This is a genomic window from Salinicoccus sp. CNSTN-B1 (assembly GCF_054792835.1).
In genome coordinates, this window is the sequence record NZ_JBTWMN010000004.1 from 1,841,379 (window position 1) to 1,860,741 (window position 19,363).

Annotated in this window: 17 protein-coding genes and 7 pseudogenes; 9 read left to right on the top strand and 15 right to left on the bottom strand. The window is 46.7% G+C overall.

Going from position 1 to position 19,363, the window contains the following annotated elements:
* Positions 1-11: 11 nt before the first annotated feature.
* Positions 12-158, bottom strand: a pseudogene (locus ACYF68_RS10805) (iron-sulfur cluster repair di-iron protein ScdA); the annotation flags it as partial.
* 369 nt (positions 159-527) lie between these two features.
* Between ACYF68_RS10805 and ACYF68_RS10810 the strand changes: the two are divergent.
* On the top strand, positions 528-1,601 hold the full coding sequence (locus tag ACYF68_RS10810; protein WP_380571984.1) for a YkvI family membrane protein: 1,074 nt from the start codon (positions 528-530) through the stop codon (positions 1,599-1,601).
* Between the two features lie 43 nt (positions 1,602-1,644).
* Here the strand turns inward: ACYF68_RS10810 and ACYF68_RS10815 are convergent, their stop codons facing one another.
* Positions 1,645-1,848, bottom strand: coding sequence for a hypothetical protein (locus ACYF68_RS10815; protein WP_344703890.1), 204 nt, complete (start codon positions 1,846-1,848; stop codon positions 1,645-1,647).
* 174 nt (positions 1,849-2,022) lie between these two features.
* Here ACYF68_RS10815 and ACYF68_RS10820 point away from each other — a divergent pair, with 174 nt between their 5' ends.
* Positions 2,023-2,211, top strand: coding sequence for a hypothetical protein (locus ACYF68_RS10820; protein WP_380572032.1), 189 nt, complete (start codon positions 2,023-2,025; stop codon positions 2,209-2,211).
* Between the two features lie 33 nt (positions 2,212-2,244).
* Here the strand turns inward: ACYF68_RS10820 and ACYF68_RS10825 are convergent, their stop codons facing one another.
* Entirely contained in the window at positions 2,245-3,723 is a 1,479-nt protein-coding gene (locus ACYF68_RS10825; RefSeq protein ID WP_461046815.1) for an aldehyde dehydrogenase family protein, read from the bottom strand.
* 113 nt (positions 3,724-3,836) lie between these two features.
* Here ACYF68_RS10825 and ACYF68_RS10830 point away from each other — a divergent pair, with 113 nt between their 5' ends.
* Positions 3,837-5,042 carry an RNA polymerase factor sigma-54 gene (locus ACYF68_RS10830; RefSeq protein ID WP_461046817.1) on the top strand — a complete coding sequence of 402 codons (1,206 nt, stop codon included), beginning with the start codon at positions 3,837-3,839 and terminating at the stop codon, positions 5,040-5,042.
* Between the two features lie 12 nt (positions 5,043-5,054).
* Here ACYF68_RS10830 and ACYF68_RS10835 read toward each other — a convergent pair whose 3' ends face one another.
* The 7 genes and pseudogenes from ACYF68_RS10835 to ACYF68_RS10865 form a co-directional block, all read right to left on the bottom strand.
* Positions 5,055-5,942 carry a dihydrodipicolinate synthase family protein gene (locus ACYF68_RS10835; RefSeq protein WP_461046819.1) on the bottom strand — a complete coding sequence of 296 codons (888 nt, stop codon included), beginning with the start codon at positions 5,940-5,942 and terminating at the stop codon, positions 5,055-5,057.
* Positions 5,920-7,355, bottom strand: a pseudogene (nhaC, locus tag ACYF68_RS10840) (Na+/H+ antiporter NhaC). The gene ACYF68_RS10835 and the pseudogene nhaC overlap by 23 nt, the downstream one beginning before the upstream one ends.
* A 17-nt stretch (positions 7,356-7,372) precedes the next feature.
* Entirely contained in the window at positions 7,373-7,555 is a 183-nt protein-coding gene (locus ACYF68_RS10845) for a hypothetical protein (RefSeq protein WP_461046821.1), read from the bottom strand.
* Positions 7,531-8,097: a hypothetical protein gene (locus tag ACYF68_RS10850; protein WP_461046823.1), complete on the bottom strand. Its 567-nt coding sequence runs from the start codon at positions 8,095-8,097 to the stop codon at positions 7,531-7,533. Before ACYF68_RS10850 ends, ACYF68_RS10845 begins: the two co-directional genes overlap by 25 nt.
* Before the next feature lie 13 nt (positions 8,098-8,110).
* Positions 8,111-9,111: pseudogene (locus tag ACYF68_RS10855) on the bottom strand (proline racemase family protein).
* Positions 9,108-9,248, bottom strand: coding sequence for a hypothetical protein (locus tag ACYF68_RS10860; RefSeq protein WP_461047654.1), 141 nt, complete (start codon positions 9,246-9,248; stop codon positions 9,108-9,110). Before ACYF68_RS10860 ends, ACYF68_RS10855 begins: the two are co-directional and overlap by 4 nt.
* Positions 9,240-10,285: pseudogene (locus ACYF68_RS10865) on the bottom strand (NAD(P)/FAD-dependent oxidoreductase); the annotation flags it as partial. The pseudogene ACYF68_RS10865 and the gene ACYF68_RS10860, both read right to left, overlap by 9 nt.
* A 134-nt stretch (positions 10,286-10,419) precedes the next feature.
* Between ACYF68_RS10865 and ACYF68_RS10870 the strand changes: the two are divergent.
* From ACYF68_RS10870 to ACYF68_RS10895, 6 genes are all read left to right on the top strand, one after another.
* The gene (locus ACYF68_RS10870; RefSeq protein WP_461046825.1) at positions 10,420-11,784 is read left to right on the top strand and encodes a sigma-54 interaction domain-containing protein; all 1,365 of its coding nucleotides are present in this window, start codon (positions 10,420-10,422) and stop codon (positions 11,782-11,784) included.
* Positions 11,785-11,877: 93 nt separating this feature from the next.
* Positions 11,878-12,144: a (2Fe-2S)-binding protein gene (locus tag ACYF68_RS10875; RefSeq protein ID WP_380572050.1), complete on the top strand. Its 267-nt coding sequence runs from the start codon at positions 11,878-11,880 to the stop codon at positions 12,142-12,144.
* Between the two features lie 76 nt (positions 12,145-12,220).
* A complete protein-coding gene (locus tag ACYF68_RS10880) occupies positions 12,221-12,472 on the top strand; it encodes a (2Fe-2S)-binding protein (protein WP_461046827.1) in 252 nt (83 codons plus the stop codon).
* The gene (locus ACYF68_RS10885) at positions 12,465-12,830 is read left to right on the top strand and encodes an FAD-dependent oxidoreductase (protein WP_461046829.1); all 366 of its coding nucleotides are present in this window, start codon (positions 12,465-12,467) and stop codon (positions 12,828-12,830) included. The genes ACYF68_RS10880 and ACYF68_RS10885 overlap by 8 nt, the downstream gene beginning before the upstream one ends.
* Positions 12,831-12,901: 71 nt before the next feature.
* Positions 12,902-13,045: a hypothetical protein gene (locus ACYF68_RS10890; RefSeq protein WP_461046830.1), complete on the top strand. Its 144-nt coding sequence runs from the start codon at positions 12,902-12,904 to the stop codon at positions 13,043-13,045.
* 101 nt (positions 13,046-13,146) lie between these two features.
* Positions 13,147-13,629 carry an FAD-dependent oxidoreductase gene (locus ACYF68_RS10895; RefSeq protein ID WP_461046831.1) on the top strand — a complete coding sequence of 161 codons (483 nt, stop codon included), beginning with the start codon at positions 13,147-13,149 and terminating at the stop codon, positions 13,627-13,629.
* A gap of 60 nt (positions 13,630-13,689) precedes the next feature.
* Here ACYF68_RS10895 and ACYF68_RS10900 read toward each other — a convergent pair.
* From ACYF68_RS10900 to ACYF68_RS10920, 5 genes and pseudogenes are all read right to left on the bottom strand, one after another.
* Positions 13,690-14,372 (bottom strand): annotated as a pseudogene (locus ACYF68_RS10900) (copper homeostasis protein CutC).
* Between the two features lie 129 nt (positions 14,373-14,501).
* On the bottom strand, positions 14,502-14,753 hold the full coding sequence (locus tag ACYF68_RS10905) for a GlsB/YeaQ/YmgE family stress response membrane protein (protein ID WP_461046832.1): 252 nt from the start codon (positions 14,751-14,753) through the stop codon (positions 14,502-14,504).
* A gap of 297 nt (positions 14,754-15,050) precedes the next feature.
* Positions 15,051-15,470, bottom strand: a complete 420-nt coding sequence (locus tag ACYF68_RS10910; RefSeq protein ID WP_461047598.1) for a DUF5776 domain-containing protein — start codon at positions 15,468-15,470, stop codon at positions 15,051-15,053.
* A gap of 30 nt (positions 15,471-15,500) precedes the next feature.
* Positions 15,501-16,991, bottom strand: a pseudogene (locus tag ACYF68_RS10915) (glycosyltransferase); the annotation flags it as partial.
* A gap of 255 nt (positions 16,992-17,246) precedes the next feature.
* Positions 17,247-19,363 (bottom strand): annotated as a pseudogene (locus ACYF68_RS10920) (bifunctional glycosyltransferase/CDP-glycerol:glycerophosphate glycerophosphotransferase).

A 19,363-nucleotide genomic window follows, 5' to 3' on the forward strand; every position in this document is an offset into this window, starting at 1 on the left:
TTTCTGTTCGGCTATATTGCTTTTCTGACGCACTCAAACAAGACATGATTTTCAAGATGGACATGATCGAATGAATCCTTCTCAATCTTTTCAAGTCGCGTGTAGACGAGACGGTATGTGCCACACGCTTCACTGTGTGGTGTGAAATCTGAAGTGATCCGGCGCATTTTTCTTCACTCCTGCATAAATTTACGAAATAAATAGTATATTTTTACACTTGCATTATACTGGTCTCGCAACATATTCATCCACATAGTTTCATTGATGAAAAAATCATGCTCTATCCCTTGTACGGTCTAGTATTACAAGTATATTGTGATAGCGTTTTCATTAGTTTTACAGAAATATTATTTCATTTATCATTAAAATAAATTTCATAGTAATATACTCTATGACCGTTTGACACTGTGGTGTGCTCTATGTTTAGTATAGTATTGTTGAAATATATTTCAGAATAATATTTTAAATTCTGTCATTCTGGTGTGCATTTCCAGAATGACCTGCAACTTCAAGAAGGAGAGATTTGTTTGAGTAATCAACAAGAACCGCTGAAAATCGGGTTCGCCTATGTAGGGGTGGTGCTCGGAGCAGGCTTTTCTACAGGTCAGGAGATCCTGCAGTTCTTCACCAACTACGGCATGATGAGTTATTGGGCGGTCCTGCTCTCAGGGCTGGTCACGATGTTCATCGGGCGCCAGGCATCGAAGCTCGGTAATCGTCTGGATGCAGATTCGCATCTTGAACCGATCAACGAACTGTTTGGGAAAAAACTTGGCAAGGTCATCGACTACATACTCGTCTTCTTCCTGTACGGCGTCATGGTCATCATGCTTGCAGGTGCCGGTTCGGCCTTCAATGAAAGTTTCGGCGTGCCGTCATGGCTCGGCTCGCTCATCTTGGCCATCGGAGTATTCATTACATTGAACATGAGCTTCAATAAGATTCTTGTGGCGCTTGGTGCAGTGACACCTTTCCTGATCGCTTTCGTCATGATCATCGCAGCCTACAGCTTCTTCAATCCAAGCGTCCCATTTACACAAGTGGAAGAATATACTGACGTGACGAAGACGCCTTCAGCCGCCTGGTGGTGGGACGCCCTGACCTACAGCGGCATCGTCCTTGCGATGGCATTCAGTTTGCTGTCCATCATGGGCGCCCAGGCATCGGGCATTAAAGCAGCCCGTAAAGGCGGGTTGTTCGGCGGCATCATGCTGATCCTATTGCTCGTGCTGATGAACGGTGGACTGCTCGCAAGGATTGACATCACCAATCCTTCTGAGATACCATCGCTCGTCCTGGCACGCGAAATCCATCCTATACTTGGAATCGGACTGTCGATCGTCATGCTGCTGGTCATCTATAATACCGCAGTCGGCATGTTCTATCCGTTCCTTTCCAGGTTTTCCGAGCCTTATACGAAACGTTACCGTCTGCTGCTCGGCGGCGGACTGATCTTAGGATATTTCCTGAGCCTGGTCGGCTTCGTCGGCCTCGTCAATTTCTTCTATCCGATCTTAGGTTATGTCGGACTGCTGCTCGGAGCGGCCTTGACCGTAAGATGGGTCGCAAGCAAAGTATCGAGCAAACAACCTGCACAATAGCAATATCCCCATCGGTGGCTTTTGTCCACCGATGGGGATATTTTTATCCTATGCTGCGGATCAGTACGGAAATGATGTAGACCACTATCGCGCTTGAGACGAATATTATGGTGAAGCGCCAATATTCACGGCTTGGATACTCCGTCACGCCAAGCTTTCTTAGTACCGTAGTGATCGTTGCTGCGGAAAAAGCGATGCCGCCGATGCCGAACAGCATGAACGAAAGGATGATGAGTAGATCTGTCATGGAAATCTCACTTTCTGATTGGGATATCCATTACTCTATCAGATTCGAGGTTTCAGATATAGTTCTTCATTCATATATATGTCGCCAGAATGGATACTTCAGGACAGCACAATTTGCGGTTTTGGTGTATAATTACATCAAAGGGCGCGACTATGTACCAAAAGGAGTGGTAGCATGAAGAACTCGACCAGACTGCAGGAGTTTCCGACCATCCCCTACCTGTATGCCGAGCGCCATAACCCACCCGTCTCAACGTACGAGCACACTTTAGGCCAATACCGCGATGCCGAAGGCAGGCCGCAGTTTTTGGACGACAGGCCAAAGCGTAGTACAGATGAACAGAAGAAACCCCACTCAAAATAGCCTCATTTTGAGTGGGGTTTCATGCTTATATTGCTACTGCTTCATGTTGACGAAGACGCTTTTGACTTCTATATAGTTTGAAATGCCGTAATCTCCGCCCATTTCACGTCCGATACCTGAGTTTTTATAGCCCCCGAAAGGCATCGTTTCAAGTTCCAGACCGAAGTCGTTGATCCACACGGTTCCAGATTCCAGCTTGCTTGAGATATAATGGCCCGCTTTTATGTTCTCCGTCCAGACACTCGCAGCCAGACCGTATTCGCTGTCGTTTGCACGTTCTATCACTTCATCCACTGTATCAAAAGGCAGTATGGACATGACCGGTCCGAATATTTCTTCGCGCGCTATCGTCATGTCATCCTCCACATCGGCGAACACCGTTGGTTCCACGAAGTAGCCCTTACCTTCCGGACTGTTGCCGCCGGTGACCAGGCGTGCACCCTCTTCTTTTCCTTTTTCGATATAGCCCATTACCGTCTCGAGCTGCTTTTTGGACACAAGCGGCCCCATATCGGTGTCGGCGTCGAGTCCCGCGCCGAGCTTCAATGATTCAGCCCGCTTCTTCATCTCTTCAATGACCTTTTCATAGATCGGCCTTTGGACGAAGACGCGCGTCGTTGCGCTGCAGTTCTGCCCATGATTGTACATCGTACCGTCGAATATGCCGTCCAGTGACGCTTCGAGGTCCGCATCGGCAAGGACGATGCTCGGCGATTTCCCACCGAGTTCAAGCGTGACGCCGGTGATATTCTCAGCCGCCTTCTCCATTATCGTCCGGCCCGTTGCCGTACTGCCTGTAAAGGCGAGTTTATCGACGCCAGGATGTGTATTCAAGGCGCCGCCCACTTCACGGCCGGAACCGGTGATGATATTGACCACGCCGTCCGGGAAGCCGGCCTCTTTGAATAATCTGCCTGTATAGAGCAGTGACAGCGGCGTCTCGGAAGCGGGTTTGATGACTACGGTACAGCCTGCCGCAAGAGCTGAACCGAGCTTCCATCCTGCCATGGCGAGCGGGAAGTTCCATGGGATGATCTGGCCGGCCACCCCTACCGGTTCATGGAGCGTGTAGGTGATATGTTCTGTAGAGACATTCGTCGTCTTGCCGGATATTTTCGTCGCCCATCCCGCGTAATATCTGAAGTGCTGGATGGTGCCGTCTACATCATCTTCAAGGGCAACCTTGTAGGGTTTGCCGTTATCCAACGCTTCCAATTGGGCAAGTTCTTCACGGTTCTCTTCCAGCAGATCGGCGAATTTATGGATCAGGCGCTCCCTGTCGGCCGGTTCCATACGCGTCCACTCGCCATTGTCGAATGCATCACGCGCTGCCTTGACTGCCTGATTGACATCCTCTTTTGTGCCGGCATCAAGCGACACTATCTTCTCCTCTGTCGCTGGATTGGTCACATCGAATGTATTGCCGCTGTTCGACTGCCTGTATTCGCCGTTGATGTATTGTCCGCTTGCATTGTCTATAAACTGTTTGACACTGTCTTTCAATTCCATCATCTATGACACTCCTTATCATATTAGAAATTTCTTAATACTCACATTATTTATTATACATATCTTTTTAAAGGATGTATAATTGAACCAGACATATCATACTAGGAGGCATGAATATGCTGACTCTCGACACTCATATTTCAAACGATCAGACGCTGGCTTTGAACCATTACCTTTTTCATGGCATCCAACTGTTTAAATTCAACCAGCAGGAATTGAACCGTTACATAAAAGATAAATGCGCTGCCAACCCCCTCCTCCTGATCGACGAGGAGAAGATGCCGCTCGATGTCTTGGCGTACCATCACGACGCATGTGGCCCGGACACCCTCAGTGAGATGCTTCTCGATTTCAGATGCACCCTTCCCCAAGATGACTTCAAAATCATCCGCACACTGATATACTCTTTGGATTCAAATGGGTTTTTGGAAGCGGATCCATGCCATATCGCAGAGATGGAGGGCGTCCCGCTTGAGCGGGTGCATTCAAACCTCGAACGATTGAAGGCCTACGACATGCTTGGTGTCGGCTGCAGTGATGCGATGGATTACTTGCGCTTCCAGCTTATAAATGACGACCACTATGATGAAGCACTGTTCCAATTGTTTGCGAGCCATCTGTCATCGATCGCCCATGATGATTTCAGCTTCCTGGCCGACGCCTCTATCTCGACCGATGCGTTCCTTGACTATCTCGACCATATCAGATCACTCGGGTTATCGCCGTTATCTTCTCGTGACAACGCGTCAATCGAGCCCGACGCCTTCATCACCCTCGGTGCGGACGGTGACATCCAAATCGAAATCCCCGACCATCTGATGGGCAGCATCACATTCGAGCCGCTGGCATTGTCTGCAGATGACCCCGAATTCGACAAGCTGATGGATGGGTTCCAGAGAGAGTACGAAGAGCTCGTCTCCATAATGAATGCCAGAAGCCGGTATATGCATGAAGTCCTGAGCGTCATCGCCACCGTACAGAAAGACTATCTGTCGGGCAGGAGCAGTTACCTTGAGACGCTCGATCAGACCATCATTTCGGATAATACCAGCCTGAGCCCGGCTACAGTAAGCCGGCTTCTCGTCAATAAGTACATCTCCACCCCGCTCGGCACGATGCCACTTAAGGCCCTGCTGTCAAAAGAAGCCGTGTCGGGCGTCTCCCGGAGCAAAGTGATCAATATGATCCGCCAGATTGAAGGGTTCCTAGGAATGCCGGACGCCCGCATATCCAAAATTCTCGAACAGCGCGACATCCACATTTCCCGGCGCACCGTCAATAAATATAAAAATGAGATACTGTCTGGTTTGAAAGAGGCGTAGAACGCCTCTTTTTTAATTCAACTTTTCCATATATGCCTTCAACTGTGTCGTTTCCTCATCAGTCAGCCCAAGTCTCGGCTTCCTGGAAGGGCCACCGTTCAACCCCTTTAGGTCCATCGCTTTCTTGACGATCTGGACGAATTTCCCGGAGTTCTCGAGGAACTCGCATAGCGGCAATAGATCCTTGTTTATTTCCTTCGCCGCTTCGTAGTCCCCAGCCTCGACATGTTCAAGCATTTTCGCCGCGCTGTTTGGTGCAATGTTTCCGGCTACCGACACCCATCCTGTAGCGCCATGCAGGAATGATTCCAATGCCAGGTCATCGGAGCCGCAGAAGATATTGAAATTCGTATTTCTTGCGATGTCTCTAAGCTTCCTTATATCTCCGCTCGATTCTTTGATGTGCGTCACGTTGTCGAGTGTCTGATCGATCTTATAGATTGTTTCAAGATCGATGTCGATGCCTGAAGTGAACGGATTGTTGTAGAGCATGACCGGAGTGGATACGTGGTCGTTGACATCCTTGAACTGGTGGTAGATTTCGTTTGGTGTCGGACCCCCGTAGTATGAGTTGATCACAAGCAGTCCGTCTGCACCATGCTGCTCTGCATGTTCTGCGTATTTCAACATCTTATCCGTGCGTTCATCGGAGACGCCGACGAGCAGCTGGGTATCGGTGCCTTTAACCATTTCGCTGACCAGTTCCACAATCTGCGCCTTTTCATCATCGTCCAGTGAGACGAACTCCCGGTGCTGCCGACAATGACCAGAACCGGATACTTTCTGATCCAGATAATAGGAAACGTTCTCCTTCAACCCTTCATAGTTCACTGAATAATCTTCATGCATCGGTGTGATAAGTACTGGGAAAACCCCTTTAAGTTGTTTGTTCTTGACCATTTTCAATCTCCTCCAATTGTTTGTTGTCTTCCTTTTTCAATATGAACTTGCCTGTATAGCCGTAAATGAGTGTAATGATCATGACCAGGAAGCCGTACCAGAAGAACGGCAAGTATACGAGCGTCGAGACGCCGAGCGTGGTCGCCATGAACACCCCACCGTCAGACCATGGGACCATCGGTGTCGTTATGGTGCCCCCGGCTTCTGTATTCCTCGACAGCAGCGACCGGTCAAGATTAAGCCTGTCGTAGTTCTCCTCCGTTATTTTGGTACCCGTCAGTAGCGACACATAGGCCGCACCACCGAAGAAGACACCGAAGAATGACGCCATCATCGTCGTCAAAGTGACATTGCCCGTATTGGTCGCCCAGTTGGCCAGAATGTTGCCGATCACTTCAAGGGCACCGATCGACTGCAGCAGTCCACCAACCCCGAGTGCCAGTATGATCAACAGAATCACTTCCAGCATGAAGGTGACGCCGCCCCGGTTAAGCAGATTGTCGATGAACGGGATGCCTGTCTCCAGGGAACTGCCGCTGTAGAGCGTCTGTATGGCTTCAATGAATTCATACCCTTGGAACCATGTCGCCCACAGGCTGCCGAGCAGTGCGCCGAACATGATGACTGGCACTGAAGGCATCTTCAGTATCAACAGCGCGATGACGACACCTGCAGGAATGAGCATCACCCATGAGATGTTGAAGGTCTGTGAGAGCCCTGCCATCGTCTCTTTGGCAACCGTCAGGTCCCCACTGCCCCGGGACAGTATCGCCCAACCACCCAGTACAAAAGGGCTGAAATGATGAATGCCGGCACCGATACGTACAACATCGACTTGATATGCCGGAACAGATCGACCTTCGATAAGGATGCGGTCATGACCGTAGTATCGGATAGCGGTGACATCTTGTCGCCGACATAACACCCTGAGATGACAGCGCCTGCCACCAGGTAGAGGGGCAATCCGAAGCTCTCGCCGATGCCCATCATCGCGATGCCAGCCGTCCCGGCGGCACCAAAAGATGTGCCAGTCGATAAGGCCGTAATCGTACAGATGATCATCGCCGCCATCAGGAAGATGCTCGGGCTGATGATGTTCAAGCCGTAGTAGATCAAGGTCGGCACGACACCCCCGGCGATCCATGAGCCGATCAGTGCGCCGACTGCGATAAGGATCAGTATGGCCCCCATCCCTTCATGTATGCCCTGGAGCAGGCCGCGCTCCATATGCAGGTAGGAGTTTCCGAGATAGATGCCGACGCCCATGATCATGAACCAGATGGTGAGCAGGGCGAGCTGTATCGGCAGTTCCAGTACGAGGATGAACGAAAACATGATGATGACGAACATCACCAGTATAAAAGCCAATATTTTGCCGCTTGGAAGTTTCCTTTTCCTTGTCCCCTTTGTCATATAAAAACCCCTTTAATTTATTTGATGACGAAGCCGCGCGTATATATATCCGTTTCATCAATATAGAATTGTGAATTCGATATGAAGAAATATGGATGGTGATACATGCCTCCAGCCACTTCGACTGCTGCGCCGTTGAAGGCGGTGGTTTCGTGGCTGCAGTGGAGCAGCGAGATCACTTCATGGACCGGATGGGCCACGATATCACCCTCTGCATCAAACACAGATGACGGCCCCGATTGATGTACACGGTATAGTCATGCTGGCCGTCACTGCCAAGTGTCTCCTTGATTTCAGCGAGGCGGTCTATCTCCAATGTGATATCCGTTTCAAGCAGCGTAATCGTTTTATCACCCGACCGGAAGGAATTGCCCGCTTCAGCCACCTCGGCAAGAGGGGTATAGGCAAGTTGTGAATGCTTCAAATCGAATGTGCGGCCGTCGCAGATGACGCTGTACGACGTCCGCTCCGGCAGTCGGCCGCGGTCAACCAGAGTGCTGACCAGCGTCTTCAGCATGATTGCCTGGTTGTGGACGCCTGAGAAACTGTCGATGTAGGTGTGGATCGTGTCCCCAGACAGATGGTAGCCCATCACGTTGACATATTTGCTGCCGCGGGGCTCCCGGGCCATCAGCTGCCTCGTATCGAACCCGTCCGGGCCGTAGTCAAGCTGGTCGCTCTGCACAATGCGCATCAGCTGGCCATGGACATGTACGTCGTAACTGTCTATCACTTTAATCATCAATCCTACCCCCTTATATTTCCGGAATGAGCAGATAGCCTTGGCTGAGCGGATCATTGGGATCCATGTAGAAGTCGTGTCTCGCCATCAGCCAGGCTGAACCCGTTATCCTGACCTTCAGATAATCCACCCATCCTGCGCCGCCTCAGACAGGATCTGCGCTGAAAATTTCGACCCTGTTATGCTTTCATGGATGAAGGACTCCCCGACCTGCATGCGCCCTGCCTGATGCAATGTCGCTGCCTTGGCGCAGGTGCCGGTGCCGCACGGCGAACGGTCGATGCCCCCAGGTGGCACGACGACGGCATTCCTGACCGGGTCGCCTTCTTCGTAGAGTTCCATATGGGTCAATTTGTTGATGAAGGAGAATGACGGGTGCCTGACTTCATTCGTGTCATTGATGATGTCCCGGATCGCCATGGCCTTCATCACAATCTCCTCGGAACGGTCCACGTCAAGTGCCACCCCAATGTCGGATGCCTTGATGATGCCGTAGAAGTTGCCGCCATACGCCACATCGCAGCGGATATCCGTGTAGTCACCGGCATCGACATGCACGGTTTTGAGGTGGAAGGAATCGGTACTGACGAAACTGACCGATTCGACTTTGCCATCACTGACGGTGCATGTCGCCTCCACCATGCCGGCTGGTGTATCGAGGACGATGGTGGTGAGTGGTTCCTGGCGTTCTACATATCCGAGCTCGACCAACGCCGTGCATGTGCCGATCGTGTCATGGCCGCACATTGGCAGGTAGCCGCCCGTCTCGATGAAGATGACGCTGAAATCTGCTGCATCATCCAGCGGCGGCAGCAGAATCGTGCCGCTCATGACGTCATGCCCCCTCGGTGGGTTGACCAGGAATTTACGGATATGATCGTGGTTTTCCTTCATATCGAGCATCTTTTCCTGGATCGTCTCACCCTTTAATTCAGGCATCCCCGCCACGACTGTCCGCGTCGGGTTGCCGCCTGTATGCGTATCGATGGTGATGAATTGTTTGCTGCCATTCATGTATGTATCCCTCCTTTGAAACGGTTGATGTCAAGCGGCGACAAGTCTTCCTCTAGGGTGCCGGCGAGCATCTCGGCCATCCAGTGCCCCGTCACGGCACATAATCCAATGCCGTCCCCTTCATGACCTGCTGCCACATAGAAGCCATCTACATCAGTTTCCGATACGATCGGGAGATGGTCCGGTGTCCAGGGCGCAGCCCCGAATAGCTGCGGATCATGGACATGTCCTTCATGCCGGGGAAGAAGTGTATTGCGCGCTTGGCGATCAGCTTGATGATACTGTGATCCACTGTATGGTCGTACCCGATGAATTCACGGCTGCTGCCGAGCAGGAAATTCTGGCTGTCTGTGGCCTCATGGACCAGCGCGATGCCGTAGTCATTCATCTCCGCATCCGCTGTCCGCTCCTTGCCGAATTTGGTCATCAGATAGCCGAATTCCTGGATTTTGCGCGTGCCCATCAGCTCGGCGCGGCTTGATACGAGTATATGGCCTTTCCTCGGCGTGATCGGAATGTCGATTCCGAGTTGGCGCCCGACATGCGGGGCGTATATGCCGGCTGCATTGATGACGCGTTTGGCTGTGAATGCCTTCTCATGCGAACGGACGGTAAAGGCATCCCCCTCCTTCTCGACAGCCGTCACCGGCGTATATTCATGGATATCACAATCCTTCTTTTCCGCCTGATGGGCGAAGGCATATGTCAGCATATAGGGATTGAGTGTCGCATCATTTGTGCATTCGATCCCACCCACAAGGTGATCCGAAAAATGTTTGGAATCATTCTTAAGGTCCTCACGGTCGAGCTTCCTGAAAAATACTGCCTTATCGTTCACTGCATTGTGCTGGTCCACCCAACTGTACGCCTGCTCAAGCTCCGCTTCATTCTCACACAGGAATATGCTGCCTGGCTGCCTGTACTCAAAAGGCATATCCAGTTCATCGGGAAGCGCATGGATGAGCGCCTGGCTTTTTATCGCCATGCGGCTGTCGAAGCCTGGCTCCTTGTCGATCAGCAGCACGTTGCCGTCACATTTGGATGATGTACCGGATGCAAGCCCCCGGCTTTCCAGGAGTGCCACCTTGAATCCCTTTTCGGCGGTATGGTAGGCGATACTTGCGCCGATGATGCCGCCGCCTATTATCAGGACATCATAATGTGGTCGATTCATTGTCTTGCCTCCCCTCTACTGTCTATAAAGAAAAAAGCATGCCACATTTAAATGGCTGTATTTCTTTTGTCATTTAATATAAACTGTAAAGAAACATATAATTTATTAAAATTTCTGATAAAAGGATGGGTGCAATGTTCGAAACACACTTGATTGATGAACTGATCAACTTCCATCATCATTCGTTTACCATCATCAACAAAAATGAGGAAATCATCTATTTCAGCCGGCGTGCAGAAGAGATATTCAATATGCGGGCAGAAGACATCACAGGGCGTAAAATCTCCGATGTATTCCACAAGGACAAACTGGTCATCCTCCAATCGCTGCGCAACAAGCGCACCATAGAAAGGAAGGGGCATCAGGCCACCCCGGAAATATTCGTCGACATCAAATCGGTGCCGCTCATCATCGATGGAACGGTGCAGGGGGCGGTAGTATCCGAGGTCGATGTGACGGAAGAGGTGCGGCAGAAGGAAGAGATCCGTAAGTTGCAGAGCCAGGTGGAGACGCTGTCGAGCAGCGTCAAAAAGATCCATTCCGAAGATCCGTTTAAAAGCATCGTCTATAAGAGTGCACAGATCGAAGGCGTCAAAAATCAAATACGCCAAGCGGCGAACACAAAAGCGAACATATTGATCACCGGCGAAACCGGGGTTGGCAAGGAGCTGTTCGCCCGGGCGGTACATGATCTTACATTCAAGGACAAGCCGTTCATCCCGATCAACTGTGGGGCGATCCCTTCGCACCTGTTCGAATCCGAACTGTTCGGGTACGCAAAAGGGGCCTTCACCGGCGCGAACCGGCAAGGCAATAAAGGCAAGATAGAAGCGGCCAAAGGCGGCACGCTGCTGCTTGATGAAATCGGTGAAATGCCCATTGATATGCAGGTCAAATTTTTGCGAGTCCTGCAGGAGAAGCATTACTTCAAACTCGGCAGCAATACCGAAGAAGCGGCGGACTTCAGATTGGTGTCCGCAACAAACAGAAAGATTGCCGATCTGCTTGCAGGCGACGATTTCAGGTCAGACCTCTTGTACCGCATCAATGTCATCAATATACATATTCCACCACTTAGGGAACGGCCTGACGATGTGGAATCCTTGTTCTTCTATTATCTGCTTCAGATTTCGCAGAAATATGACATTGAGATGCGCTACGCGGACCGCCAGCTCGTCAACTTGCTGAAGGAATACCATTGGCCCGGTAATGTCAGGGAACTCATCAATATCGTCGAACGCCTCGTCATCTTCTCCGGTGGTTCCCACCTCGATCCAGACATTTTCCTCAAGTATTTGGATGAGGTGGACGAAGCGCGTCCGCACACCTACCCTGCTCTAGACGGCGATACCGCATTGAAGGGGTTCATCGAGCAGGCTGAGTCGGAATATTTAAGGCACATGCTCGACAAGTTCAACTCCAATATCGAACAGACCGCAAACGCCTTGTCCGTCAGCCGGCCGACACTCTACTCGAAGATCAGGAAGTATGACCTGTAGACGTCGCTCAGGTTAAGTGCCAAGTCATTTTGGGCTGGCACAATTATTTCTTATCAATGGTATAGACGCACAGAAACGATAGGAGGATCACAAATGACTGAAGATTTCATCGTCTGCAGGTGTGAAAACATCTACATGTCGGAATTACAGAACATCATCGAGGAAGGGGCGACCAACGCGCGGGAACTGAAGTTGAAATCCCGTGCCGGAATGGGCTTCTGCACCTCCCGGACATGCGGCCCGTTCATCGAAAAATTGACCGGGGACCACAGTGCCGAACCGACCTTCATCAATCTCAAATCGCAGCCCCCGATACGGACGGTTTCATTTTCAGAACTGATAGAGGGGGGATCGGAATGACGAGACGGATCACCCATCACGCCATCCTCGGCCGGTTGAGGATGACAAAATCCCGTTCAGCTGGGAGGGCCGGACCTTGTATGGCAGCAGCCGCGACAGCCTGACATCCGCCCTGCTCGCAAATGATGTCCGCATACTCAGACGCCATGAAAAGGATGGAAAGCCGCGCGGCCTGTACTGCAACATCGGCCACTGTTCGGAATGCCGGGTGACGGTGGACGGTCGTCGGAATCAGCGGGCATGCATGACACCACTTGAAGAAAATATGACTGTAGAGTCACAAGACATGCTTCCCTACCTCACAGAAGGAGGGAAGCGCGATGTTTGATACGATAATCATCGGCAGCGGCCCGGCCGGCCTGAGTGCAGCAGGCATATTGAAGGATGGGCAGAACGTCCTCATCATCGACGAATACTACCATCCCGGCGGCAGGCTGCTCGGCCAGCTCTACGAAGAAGAGAAGGATGTGTGGTGGAACGGTCAGGAGATCGCCGACTCCCTCTTTGGCGATGTCAAAGAAGCGGTGGCCTTCAGGCCATCCACTTCCGTCATCAATATAGAAAAGGATGCCCATTTCACGATCCATACGACCAGAGGCACATTCGAATCATATAACGTCATCGTCGCCACAGGCGCCCGTGAGAAATCGTTCCCCCTGCCGGGCTGGGACCTGCCCGGGTCATGACGGTCGGGGCGGCACAGGTCCTGACCAACTTCCAGAGGGTCGCCCCGGGCGACAGAGGTGTGATCATCGGCATGAACCCGCTATCTCTGGTAATCGCACTCGAACTCGGCTATGCGGATATAGAGGTGGCCAAGATCTGCCTGCCGCCGGACAATCCTTTAAACGAACAGTCCCCGATGGACGCGTTTGAAACGTTGTTGGCGCTCGGGGATTAGCCCCTTCAAAGTTTATCGCATCAGCCAGCCGGCTCGGTGCCAAACTGCCTCTGTCCCATAAGGCTGCAGTCAAATTATTCCCCAAAAGTGGTGTGAACGCCATGGGGCTCCCCATTTCCATACGCGAGAAAGTCACGCGCATCAATGGCCAAGAACAGGTCGAATCCGTCACCGTCCATGAGATTGATTCGAAGGGCCATATCTTACCGAAAAAAAGCCGGACGATACCATGCGATTTCGTGTGCATTTCCGACGGTCTCGCGCCGCTCAGTGAAATATGTTCCCTATTGAATATGAAGCATGTCTACATTGAATCACTCGGCGGCTACGTTCCGCTCCACGACAACAGGATGCGTACCGAAATAGAAAACCTTTATGTCGCAGGCAACATCACAGGTATAGAAAATGCGAAAGTCGCCATGCTGCAGGGGGAACTGGCCGCTTCCCAAATAATTGGGGACGAGGCAAACAGCCGCACAACCCTTGAAAAGATTAATCATGAACGCTATTACGCTAAAGTGAAGTTCCATCCGAACTCACCCGCGGCAAAGAACAATTGGAAAGCCTGTGGCTTGAATACATGAAATAAAAAGATCGGATAGGCTATTTTATGCCCATCCGATCTTCTACTTTCTAGTAAATCCTCATTCCACAGCATTCCTCACTGCTTGAACCAATGCTTCTGATATGCGTCCCCCATAGGTGCCCCCTGCTCTGATGCCGGTGCCGAAATGAAGGGCGTCTGGGGTGAGTGCTGCCATTAACTGAGGTACATTTTCTGTGTTCAAACCACCGCCCGGCATGATTGTAAGCGGAGTGCCTTCCGTCTTCTCTATCAATGCCTTCAATGTTGCCTTGTTATCTACGGAGGCGCCTTTTCCACCTGAAGTCAGGATGGTTGTGATTTCAGGGTAACGTTTAATGACTTCAAGAGCCGCCGACTGATCATCCACCGCGTCGAATGCCTTATGGAAAGTCACATCCAAGTCACCACTTTCAGCTAAGAGGGTTTTCAATGTATCTTCATCGATTGTATCTGATTCAGTGAGACACCCGAGGACGATACCGGCTCGCCACACTCTCGGACTGTCCTAATGGATGAACGCATCTTCTCTACATCTTCGCTGGTGTAGCAAAAAGATTCACCATGGGGCCTGACCATCACGTTGACTGGAATATCAGAGTGCCTTACCGCTTCTCGAATCAGCTCCGTACCTGGCGTCAAACCGTCCTTATCCATATCTGCACAGAGTTCTATACGATCCGCCCCGAAATCATTCAAGTCCTGTACATCCTGCACTGTTACCGCAATGCCTTCTATAATCATTTTTTCCACCTCTTTATCGTTATTGATATCATCATACCAATAAGACCGCTTTTTGGCTCCTTAAATAATGTCTTCAATACAATATGTAAAAAAAGCCATCCCTTTTTAGGAATGACTTGTTATCAGCTTTTACGCTTTTCTTAGTGCCTTCATGACGAATGACACAATCAGGATAAGGATGATTGCACCAAGCAATCCACCGATAATGCTGACCCCGCCAAGTGTTGGGCCGAAGCTGAGTCCGATTGAATTCGCAATCGCGGCACCTACAAGTCCTGCGATAATATTTCCTATAATGCCGAATGGCACATCTTTACCAATAATGACTCCAGCGAGCCAACCGATGATGCCACCTACGATCAATGTAATAATCCAACCCATTATCAAAACCTCCGAATATTTTTAAATTATAACTGGTTACAGATATTAGATACCACATAAAGATCATTTCAAACTCAAATATTCTAAATTCTAATTTTGCTCGTAACAATAACAGTCCTGTCTAATTTTACCTTTAAATACATAATCGCGAAGTTTAAGCTTTTATGAACTTCTTATATTATTTCATTATAAAATAAGGTTGATTAATAATTTCAATAGAATTTAGTATTTAGTGTATCGTTTTTTAAAATTGAGAGATTATCTTCTATTCCTCTTTTCGTATTATATCAAAAGTTATTATTCTGCAATTTCTACAAAATTGAGATTGGCTGTCATATATCTATTATCATCAATTTTCAAACGCGGAGTTAAATTAGGACTATAAGCAATATCTTCAATATAAAACTCTTCCCCAGGTTCTATTGTTGTTAGAGCTGGATTTTCAAACGTAGGAGAACTATATATTTTGCACTTTCTCTTTACTCTAACTTTCCTAGGCACTTTAGAAATATAGCCATCAAAACGTTGATTTTTAAATTCTCTCACCAAATTTTTATTAGCTGTTAATATATGACCCGAATCAGTAATCAATTTATATATTCCTCGACTCGTTTCTGTAATACCAGCAATTTTTATTTTGGTCCCTGCTTTTATTTTTTGAGGTAATTCATTTGTTGAATCCTTATCTACATAAACACTTATATCCTGCAATGCCACAACATAATCAGATGATAGATTTCTATAAGAATTTAAATTTTCGAATAAACTCTTGTAATTTTCTATAGCACTTGTTTTATATAGTTTAGGATTTATAGATACATCTTGTAAGGGGCTCTCTGACATCTTCATCATTGCTTCTGCGAAAGCATTGATATTTTGAGGCTCGACTAAATAACCATTTATACCCACATCAATAATCTCGCGAGGACCGTATGTCACGTCGTATGAAACTACTGGACATCCAGCATTTATACTTTCCATGACCGTTAATCCGAATCCTTCGTATGCACTAGTTAAAAGTGAGGCTTTAGATTCAGCGAAAATTTTATTAAGATCATTAGTAAAACCATGTATCTCTACAAAATCTTTTAATCCTAAATCATCTATCAAATTCTCTATCATTGAGAGTTGATTCTCTTCGTCCATTCCATACAGTACCAGATTATCTTTATAACCTGCATCTCTAAAAATTTTATAGGCTTTTATCAAATGGTCTAATTGTTTTTGTTTACCAAATCTGCCAACAAATAAAAATTGGTCTTTAGGAGTTCTATGAATATAATCAGTCGATTCAATAAAATGTGGAATTATATTAAACTTTTCTTTTGGAATATTATATTCCTTTTGAATATCCTCTTTTTGATGTTCAGTAAGAAGCAAATAGCTTGAGACTTTATCACTGTTCTTTAAAGAAAACTTATATGAATTACGAATTTTCTTATCAACACCAGAATGGTGTGGGTTATGAAATACAATAATATTTTTAGTTTCTTTTTTATTTAGTAGTAATGGACGATCTAGTAATCGAGCATCATTAAAAACAATGTCGCCTTTCTTAAATTTTTTTTCAAAATAATATTGGAATAAATCTTTTTCATTACTAAAAAATTTATAAGGTCTTTTATCCTTTAGCAACTCAATTAATTCCAGTCGGGTTTCGTTATTTCTATTATCGAAATATTTTATACAGTAGACATCACCTAATGCATCATAATACTCTTCAGAAATTTTGTGATAATCTTTAGGATGATATCTAATTATTTGGTGTAAATAGCCATATTTATTATATTTTCTTCTTTCTAATCTTTTTTTGGAAATTGGACTCATAAAATCTTCAAACTTTAAAATGTTAGAGTTTTCTAAAAACTCACGATATAGAACATACTCTTTACCCTTAAAATATCTAATAATATTATCATCAATGAATTCAGATCTATAGCCTTCTATCTCAAAATTAGTTTGAATAGAAACCTCTTGCTTTTTAAACCGCGTTTTGTTAATATAATATAATTTATAATCAGAAAGCCATTCATATATATTTTCAATTTTTGTATTTTCATGTAAAGTACCAATACTTTTAAAGTTTTTATAGATATCAGGGTAGTCAATATTATAGTTGGTTGTTAATATAGTACTCTCTATACCTAACTCAGTTTGCAATAATTTAATCCTGCTTAGCAAAGACTTAGTTCTTCCTCCATGTTGTTCAGGTAATGTTGAAGCTACAGTATAAATCATTTGAAATCTCCTTTCGGAATTATTACTCTTTGAATCCTTATATTATAATTAAACTTTACTAATTACACAAAGAGATATTAATAATAAATCAATTTTGACATTTTTGAAACCAAATGATTCTATTAACACTTATATAAAATACAAATATTTAATTTTTAAAGCTCAGAATTAGAATCTCTAATCCTGAGCTTTAAATTTGAAAACATATTTACTGAAAAACTTTATTAATTACTATCAGAAAGTTCAATATAGCTCTTAGTTGAAAACCTCTTCAACAGCTTTCTCCGCTGCCCTGCCGTCATCCCAAAGGCAGAATCTATCATAGAAAGTTTCGTATCGTTCTTCATAGTTTGTAACTACCTGATCGATATTCTCCACCGCTTCAAAAAGTTCATCATTATTTCTGAGAAGAGGACCAGGCAATTCCGTCTCCATATCGATATAGAAACCACGCAGTTGATCCTTGTACTTCTCCAAATCATAAGTGAAGAAGAGAATAGGTCGCTTCAAGTTTGCATAATCGAAGAATACAGAGGAGTAGTCGGTGATAAGCATATCGGAAATGAGATACAGCTCACTGACATCATCATAACCTGAAACATCGTACGCGAATCCTTCTAAGCCAGTCAAATCCATCTTAGAAGCAACCACATAGTGCATCCTGAGCAGGATGATGTACTCCTCGCCGAATCGCGCCCTCAATCTTTCAAGATCGAGCTGGAGGGAAAACCTGTATTTCCCCACCTTATAATATTCATCGTCGCGCCATGTCGGAGCATAGAGTATGACTTTCTTGTCCCTCGGGAGATTGAGTTTTTCCTTGATACTCCGGATGATGACCGGGTTGTTGTCATTAGTCAATATATCATTCCTTGGGTAGCCCGTCTCAAGCATCGTATTGTTGAACCAGAAGGCCCTTTTGAAGATTTCCGATGAATAAGGGTTCGGGCAATGAGATAATCCCATTTATCCGTTTCGTTGTTGAAGTTCCTCTTATAACGCACAGCATTGGTCCCTGGCATATGCACAGCCTCCATGTCGCCTGCCAGACGTTTCAATGGCGTCCCATGCCAAGTCTGCAAGTATTTTTGCCTGTCACGTTTGATGTAGCTGTTTGGCATGCGTACATTACTTACGATATATTTAGCTCGAGCAATATAGTAATAGTATTTTAAGGAAAAACGCCTTACTATCTTAGGGTTGCCAGGTATCTTCTGATTTTTGTTCAGTACCCAAACGAGTTTATGGCCTTGGCGTTTCTTCAACATATATTCATATATATATTTCGGGCTGTCTGAATAAGCTTTACCCTGGAAGCTTTCAAACACCACAAGGTCATCCATCAACTCCAACTTATTGAAAATACGTTTATAAATTAGCTCTTTGCGGCCCTTTTTCGATTTAATTCCTTTTTTAATGTCCCTCAATAAATGATGAAAATTACTCAGCTTTTTGAATATGTCAACTTTATTGGTACGTATCGCACGAATATCATTCATCAGAACTCTATCTTTATTCTTTAGTGATTTAGGACTGACCTTGTTAATGCTAGCAGCAAGGTCATCGAAATATTCATCGATGAATGAATCATCTTTGAATTTCACTACAAGATGTTTTCGATAGAAGTTAAGCAAGGTATTATCTAAAAATCTTTCCGCTTGAGAACTCAATTCTAACTTTTTAAGTTCATTATAAACTGTGAACAAATCGCGCATACGTTGTTCCACCGGTAATTGCCTCAAGGATGGATGGTTGATCGGATCGTTTCGCCTTCTTCTGAAGTAGATTGCTTCACTGACATAGGGCACCACTTCCACCGACTCTAGTAGAGGTATGATAAATGTAAGGTCTGAGAAGCTCTCGACCGATTCGTCAAAACGGAACCCTAACTGCTCGACGTGTCCTTTTGAAATTAGGAAGTTCAAGGCTGAATGGTTACGGATTAGATTATATTTCCTAAGACTGAACATCTTCAACTTGTTGGTCCCAGGCATAATGATGGCGAAACTCGAACCGAAATCTGTTCTTTTCATCTTCGCCCTGATGATGGGCTGTTCGCCTACACTTTCTGATAGCAACTGCAACATATTTTCTGAAATATAGTCGTCGCTATCCAAAAAGTAAATATAATCACCCTGAGCCCTATCCATGCCTATATTACGTGCTTCCCCTACTTTGGCATCACGACTGGTCTTTATGAACCTGAAACGACCGTCTTCTTTATATTTTTTTCCGATTGCTCTCTTAAGAGCATCAATATCAGAATGAAGAATCAGCACTTCATAATCTGTATATGTCTGTCTATGAATGGATTCGAGCGTTCCATTAATATAGTTTTCGTTGTTTTCTGCTGGTGTAATAATTGAAATCAT